Source organism: Stieleria sp., assembly GCF_041595215.1.
Classification (GTDB): Bacteria; Planctomycetota; Planctomycetia; order Pirellulales; family Pirellulaceae; genus Stieleria; species Stieleria magnilauensis.
On sequence record NZ_JBFHKV010000530.1, the window covers coordinates 1 to 5,680 of the forward strand.

The 5,680-nt window shown below is 61.3% G+C and carries 5 protein-coding genes; all 5 read left to right on the top strand.

All coding sequences use genetic code 11. The features are described from left to right. Positions 1–726, top strand: a 726-nt coding sequence (locus tag ABX749_RS19405) for a hypothetical protein (RefSeq protein WP_372897423.1), incomplete at its 5' end; no start/stop codon positions are given. Continuing rightward, entirely contained in the window at positions 723–1,496 is a 774-nt protein-coding gene (locus tag ABX749_RS19410) for a hypothetical protein (RefSeq protein WP_372897424.1), read from the top strand. The genes ABX749_RS19405 and ABX749_RS19410, both read left to right, overlap by 4 nt. Next, positions 1,493–2,188 (top strand): hypothetical protein, encoded by a 696-nt coding sequence (locus ABX749_RS19415; RefSeq protein WP_372897425.1) that lies wholly within the window; start codon positions 1,493–1,495, stop codon positions 2,186–2,188. Before ABX749_RS19410 ends, ABX749_RS19415 begins: the two co-directional genes overlap by 4 nt. Continuing rightward, positions 2,178–2,714, top strand: a complete 537-nt coding sequence (locus ABX749_RS19420; RefSeq protein WP_372897426.1) for a hypothetical protein — start codon at positions 2,178–2,180, stop codon at positions 2,712–2,714. Before ABX749_RS19415 ends, ABX749_RS19420 begins: the two co-directional genes overlap by 11 nt. Before the next feature lie 151 nt (positions 2,715–2,865). Next, a complete protein-coding gene (locus ABX749_RS19425) occupies positions 2,866–5,385 on the top strand; it encodes a hypothetical protein (protein ID WP_372897427.1) in 2,520 nt (839 codons plus the stop codon). Positions 5,386–5,680 lie beyond the last annotated feature (295 nt).

Below are 5,680 nucleotides of genomic sequence, written 5' to 3' on the forward strand. Positions count from 1 at the left end.
ATCCGTCAACGCTGCAGCGAAATGTTCGGCCAATCGGTGTTCCAAAGCGCAGCACACCTGTGCCATTGGCCGGTCGTGGGTGTCCATCACGGTCACCCCTGTGGAGACGATCAAAACGTGATCGCCGCCACGGCGGAACGGACCGCCTGTCAGGTCACCGACATTGCCAGCGTCAATGGTTACAACGTTCAATCAATCCTACCGCACGGCGTCGCCCTGGCCCACGCCGCGGAATCCTTAACCGGCATCGATTCCCAAGCGGTGCTATGGCTCAGTCACGCCTCGGTGCTGATCGCGGTGCGTCACCAGACGGGCGTCGGTTTGACGCGGACACTTCCTTCACTGCCCGAGCAGATCTTGGAATCGGACCAACCCGATCGGCCGCTCGACGCGCATGCCTTGCGTCCCTACCTGAGTGACATCGCGACCGAATTCAAGGCGACCGCCCGCTATGCCGCCCGCGCCGACATGGGCGGCGTCTCCGGTAAACCGATTTTGATCGCCGGGCCGCTGGCGGAAATCCAGGGAGTCGATGAAATCATCGCCACCCTGACTGAAACCCCCGTCGCAATTTGGTCCTACAGTGGCGCCCAGCGTCCCACGCCCTTGGCCAAGCACCTCGATCGCGACGTCGAATTCGTCCGTCGACTCGATTCGTCCTACGCCGGTGCTCTCTCGCTGGCGTGGGCCGCGGCGCGCTGTTCCAGCCGAGGTTACGGACGATGATGCAACTGGAACAACACGCCACCACCGAGCGTGATGATCTCGGAAATGTCGGCATCGATTTTGTCCCCGAACCCTCCGACGCGATGGCGCCGATGCCATGGCCGCCGGAAGAATCAACGCCGCCGGTGCCCTGTGAAAATGTGATCGACAGTCTGGGCGGTTGGCAGGACTTCGAGTTGATGCCGCCACGCTACCGCTCCCGACGTCATGCCGAACAGGCCTTTCAGAAATGGTCGGTCGTGCTGCTGGTGCTCTTATCGATCACCATCGGATCGTCCGTCACGCTGTGGCTGCGCGGCCGTCGGACCATCGCTAAAAACGCCGTGCTGGTCGAACAAGCCCAGCCGATCGCTGAACTTCAACGCGCCACCCGTCTGCTGGAAACCGAAAACGTGCTGTTGGAAAAATGGTGCACGTGGGTCGAATCGGCAAAGCCCGACGACAGCGTGGCGCAGGTGCTGGGCGCGGTGACCCGGGCGACACACCCCGGCCCCAAAGTCCCGGTGACGCAACATCTCGATGTGCAGTCGATCGAAATCAAATTGCCACTCGAATATGACCTGTCACTGAAAGAGCCACCGTCCTGGGCAGTGCCTCGAGTCTCGCTGGCCGTGGTCGCCAACAGCCGTGATGTCTTGATGCCGTGGAACGATCGCCTGGAAAAATCCGGCCGCTTGCAAGACGTCCAACTGAACACGCCCGCTGGCGCATGGCGCGAAGCCCTGATCCAAGTCTCCGCTCAGCCGCTCTCGTCGACGTTGGTGCCATGAAAAAACCAATTCATCTCCATCGGTCCAAGACGGGCTCGGGTGCCGAGTCGTCTTCGCTCCTGCGCTGGGTCAGCACGCCGCTGCGGTGCCACGTCGTCTGTGGAATCATCGCCTCGGGGTTGATCGCGTTGGCGAGCACGATTTGGATCTATCCCGAAATCTTGGCCGCCGACCAACCCTACCGCCCACAGCAAATCGCCGAAGCGATCGAATTGATCTCCAGTCGCAATCGCTTGCAGAATCAATTCAATCAAGCCGATCAACGTCGACGCCTGACCCAAGAGCGCATCGAACAGATCGCGTCGTGGTTGCCACAAGACCGTTCTTGGGAAAACGTTCGCTCGAGCTTACAAAACGAAGCCGCAGCCTGTGATGTGCAGTTGATAGCGTTGGATCGTGGTCGCCCTCATCAGGGAAAACGTATCGCGGTGCTGGAAGCGGAATGTGAAATCCGAGGGTCCTATCCGGATGTCTGCCGATTCCTGCAACGGATCGTTACCGCCGACTTACCGATCTGGTGCGACGAGATCCGTCTCGTTCGCGATGACCGCGACCATCACGCCGCGGCGACACACGACGGTAACCCGGCCCCGGTCCGATGTCTCGCCACCGTTTCCATGCGCATCCCCTCGGCAGGGAAAGACACGACCGCCGCAAAATTGCTAAAGCGGAGGAGCGACCATGAAACCTGACCCAAGCAGCTCCGCCGGCCCGCGACCACGTGCGGCTGCACCCAACGACGCAAAAAAGAAGAAACAACTTGCCCTAGTCGCCTTCCTGCTGACGGTGCTGTTGATCGCGTTGGTTTGTTCCCCATCGGACACCTCGCCAACCGCCGACGGTGCGACCTCCGTCAAAACGTCATTGGTCTCCCTCAAGCCACCTTCCGAGCGGACCCCGGAAAGCGACCAGGACGAATTGATGGAGCATCTCGTCACGGCCGTCGATCTGCCCGCCTTGAGCTACGACGAAATCACCGCGACGGATCTGTTTCGCGGAGCGGCAATCGAAGTCGTTCAAACCACCCCCGAACCGACTTCGCCGCAAGCCGAGTCCCAATCGACCGTTGAATACACCCTGGGCGCCGTCTACGGGGCGTACGATGGAACCGACCGAAAAGCACTGATCGATGGGCAAATCGTGCGATCAGGTGAAAAACTGGAAACCGGCGTCGTGGTCCTCCAGGTCTCCGATGAGGGGGTCGAAGTCGCTCCCTAGGGCTTCGACAATTCTCCCTAATTGGATCAAGTTCCCAGGATTTGCTTCGCTGTCGCGCGTCAGAGGCCGATACGACAACAATGTTAGTCTGTGCCGATTGTGTCGGTTGTTCGGATTTTCAGTTCATCCAATGTGCAAGGAAGCTCTCCGGATGCGGATTTTGTCTCTGGCGATCATCGGAACCCTCTGCCTGGGGATGATGCCGTGTGCGCAAACCGCGGATTCCAAAGACGACCGCGCCGGCAACATCGCGGCGGCCGAAGCCGGCGGCCCCCGACCTGCTCGTCTGCCGGAAAAATCCAGCGACACCGCGTGCGAGAACCCGCCGGCGCTGCTGCTCCGCGGGAAATCCAAAACCGTGCTGCAAGCAGAAAACGCAGCAACCGGCGTTTTCCAAGTCGACATGGCGACCGCCCATCAATTGTTCGCCCTGCCTGCGGAGATCGACGCCTCGCCGATTCAACTGGTCGCACCGTCTGACGATCTTTCCCAGGGACCGGTCGCCCTGGTGGCGTTCGAATCCACCGAATCCTCGTCTGCTGCCGATTCAACGTCGCCTGCAACCGAACCGTCACAGTGGCGGCTTCGCGGGCGATCGCAGTCGTCATCGCAGCACGAAAACGCTCCGCTCACCGCACTGCCTTCGCCGCCGACCGACGTGAAACCGCTCACCGACTCGGCCGACCCATCCTCCGTCGATCCATCCGACACCCAGGCCGACACACCGCACGTGGCGGCGGGCATCCGGCCTGCCACCCGCCAGCGAAAGACCACCGGTGCATCAAGAATCGCCTCGATCGTCGGCAAGACACCGATCGCACTGCCCGTCCCCAATCGCCCCAGCGACGTTCGCTCCACGGGGCACACCTCACTCCCAACGGCAACGTCCGCCGGCACGACCCAACGTCGGCAAACCGCGCTTTCACCGCAACGCATTCCAGACGCCCTGCGTCCCGTGGCCTCGGCGCAGTTGATCGCCGCCCCCGACCCGGTCGGGACGATGCCACAACCGCTCAAGCCGATCGCCGCACGTGCGACCTACACACCGATGGCGCCGTCCCACCCGACCGACATTGGCAATCTGCAATCGCTCCACGTCGCCGCTTTATCGACAGATCAACGATCCACCGCGGCGAACACGACCGATCGCCGCGGGAGCATCGACTACGTCGTCCATCATGCCGAACCAGACGCCGCGCAACGACGTGACGTTCAGATCGCGGACCTGATTGTCGGCTCGCTTCCGCAATCGACTCGTCGGGTCGCCCAAGTCGGTGCCGAATCCGACAGCGCCGAGTCTGACGAGGCCAATGGCCCTGCTGTTCCGGCGGAGTTGCCCCAGCCGGCGGCGGATCGAAAAGGGTTTGCGATCCCATTGAAACCGGCTCCCGGCACCGATCGCGCGACACTGGAAAAGCACGCCGACCTGGTCACGCTGATCGCCAACGATGCCGACTTGCGCAGCGTGCTGCGGATGATCGCCGATCACCACAAATTGAACCTGGTGATCGGCCCAGACGTCAATGGTCCGGTGACCGTCAGCATCCGTGGCGCACGGCTGGACGAAGTGCTCGATGCCATCCTGGGTGTCGCGGGATTTCATTGGCATCGCTCGGACAACCTGCTTTATGTCACCGGAGCCGACTCGGCGGCGCTGGATCGTAGAGTCCAAGGACGCAGGCTTCAGGTCTACCCGCTCAACTACGTGGCGGCCACCGATGTCCAATCGGTCGTGACCGGGCTGCTGTCACCGGTCGGCAAGGCGTACACCAGCGAAGCCGATCAATTGGATCAACTGAAGACACGGGAGCTGTTGATCGTCGAAGACAACGAAGCGGGACACCAGCGGGTTTCGCAGTACATCGCACAAGTCGATATTCCGCCACGGCAGGTGCTGGTCGAAGCCCACGTGCTACAAATTGACTTGAACGACGAAGAACGACACGGTGTGAATCTGCGTGCCTTGGCGCGGGTCTCGGGCGCCAAAGTCCTTTTGGAAGGATCGGGATTCGCCGAAGAGAACCCCGACGGCCCGTCGCTGGCTTTCCGAATCGATGGCACCGACATCGGCCATTTGATCGAAGCGATTCACGTCAACACCAACTCACGCACCCTGGCCTCGCCCAAGGTCAGTGTGGTCAACCGGCAAACCGCCAAGGTGCAAATCGGGCAACGATTGCCCTACGCCGTAGCCACCACCACGCAAACCGCGACGATTCAAAATGTCCAGTTCTTGGACGTCGGAATCGTCTTGGAAGTCACGCCCGTGATCACCCAAGACGGCAACATTCTGATGACCGTCCTACCCAAGGTCTCCGGCGGCAAGATCACCGAAAGCGGTTTCCCCGAAGAAGACACCACGCAAGTTTCCACGACGGTGCTGATGCCCGACGGCAGCGGGCTGGTGATCGGCGGACTGATCCGCGAAACCGATTCCCAGAGCGAAGCCAACATTCCGCTCGTTGGCAACATTCCCGTCATCAAACGGATGTTCAACAAACGCGCCGTCGAATCCCGACGCAATGAATTGGTCGTCGCCCTGGTCACCCACATCATGCACGACCCCAATCCGGTCCGCGAAAAAGAATGCCTGGACCTGCAAAAAGCCCTGCCCCCGCACGCGGCCCGCGAGCTGCACTATTCACCCGAGATTCGTTACTCGAATCATTGATCGGCCACACGCAGGTGTCCATCCCTCAGGCGCATCCCCACGCGCTGCAAAGCAGCAAGATGGGCGGCTGAAGCCTGCACACCAGCAACCGTTGGTGTCCAGCCTTGAGGCGCATCCCCACGCGCTGCGAAGCAGCAAGACCGGCGGCTGAAGCCTGCACACCAGCGCACGTTGGTGTCCAGCCTTCAGGCGCATCCCCAAGCGCTGCGAAGCAGCAAGACGGGCGGCTAAAGCCTGAATTCCAGCGCCCTCGGTACCTAAAACTCGGGGGGATCCCAATGTTGACCGTAATCAT